This window comes from Streptomyces actuosus (genome assembly GCF_016921115.1).
Taxonomy (GTDB): Bacteria; Actinomycetota; Actinomycetes; order Streptomycetales; family Streptomycetaceae; genus Streptomyces; species Streptomyces actuosus_A.
Window position 1 is genome coordinate 1 of the sequence record NZ_JAFFZS010000102.1, and the last position, 1330, is coordinate 1330.

2 protein-coding genes are annotated in these 1330 nt (G+C 69.3%); both read right to left on the bottom strand.

Going from position 1 to position 1330, the window contains the following annotated elements:
- Window positions 1-936 (bottom strand): sulfate adenylyltransferase subunit CysD, encoded by a 936-nt coding sequence (cysD, locus tag JS756_RS35715; RefSeq protein ID WP_205387425.1) that lies wholly within the window; start codon window positions 934-936, stop codon window positions 1-3.
- A partial coding sequence (locus JS756_RS35720; protein ID WP_205387426.1) for an adenylyl-sulfate kinase occupies window positions 933-1330 on the bottom strand: 398 nt, incomplete at its 5' end. The genes JS756_RS35720 and cysD, both read right to left, overlap by 4 nt.

A 1330-nucleotide genomic window follows, 5' to 3' on the forward strand; every position in this document is an offset into this window, starting at 1 on the left:
CTAGAAGTACCCTTCGCGTTTGCGGTCTTCCATCGCGGCCTCGGAGAGTCTGTCGTCGGCGCGGGTGGCGCCGCGTTCGGTGAGTCGGGAGGCGGCGATCTCGGTGATCACGGTGTCCAGGGTGGTGGCGTCGGAGTCGACGGCTCCGGTGCAGGACATGTCTCCGACGGTGCGGTAGCGCACGAGGCGTTTCTCGACGGGTTCGTCGTCCTTCGGTCCGCCCCAGTCGCCGGCGGTGAGCCACATGCCGCCGCGGCGGAACACGTCGCGTTCGTGTGCGAAGTAGATGTCGGGGAGGTCGATGTGTTCGCGGGCGATGTACTGCCAGACGTCGAGTTCGGTCCAGTTGGACAGGGGGAAGACGCGGACGTGTTCGCCGGGGGCGTGGCGGCCGTTGTAGAGGTTCCACAGTTCGGGGCGTTGGCGGCGGGGGTCCCACTGGGAGAACTCGTCGCGCAGGGAGAAGACGCGTTCCTTGGCGCGGGCCTTCTCCTCGTCGCGGCGTCCGCCGCCGAAGACGGCGTCGAACCGTTCGTTCTGGATCTTCTCGGTGAGGGGGAGGGTCTGGAGGGGGTTGCGGGTGCCGTCGGGGCGTTCCTTGAGGACGCCGCGGTCGATGTAGTCCTGTACGGAGGCGATGTGCAGGCGCAGGCCGTGGGCGGCGACGACGCGGTCGCGGTAGGCGAGGACCTCGGGGAAGTTGTGTCCGGTGTCCACGTGGAGGAGGGAGAAGGGGACGGGGGCGGGGGCGAACGCCTTCAGGGCCAGGTGCAGCATGAGGATGGAGTCCTTGCCGCCGGAGAAGAGGATCACCGGGTTCTCGAACTCGCCCGCGACCTCGCGGAAGATGTGTACCGCCTCGGACTCCAGAGCGTCCAGGTGGGAGAGCGCGTACGGGCTGTCGGTGCCCTCCGCGAGGGTGGCGACGGTGGTCATGCCAGTCCCCTTTCGCTGAGCAGGGTGTGGACCGCCGTCGCGGACTCCTGCACGGTCTGGTCCTGCGACTCGATCCGCAGGTCGGGTGTCTCGGGCTGCTCGTAGGGGTCGTCGACGCCGGTGAGCCCGGTCAGCTCCCCCGCGGCCTGCTTGGCGTACAGGCCCTTCACGTCGCGGACGGAGCACACCTCGACCGGGGTCGCCACGTGCACCTCCAGGTACGGCGTCCGGTGCGTCTCGTGCCGCTTGCGCACCGCCTCCCGGCTGTCGGTGTACGGCGCGATGACCGGGACGAGCGCCTTGACGCCGTTGCGGGCGAGCAGTTCGGCGACGAAGCCGATGCGCTGCACGTTGGTGTGGCGGTCCTCGCGGCTGAAGCCGAGGCCCGCGGAGA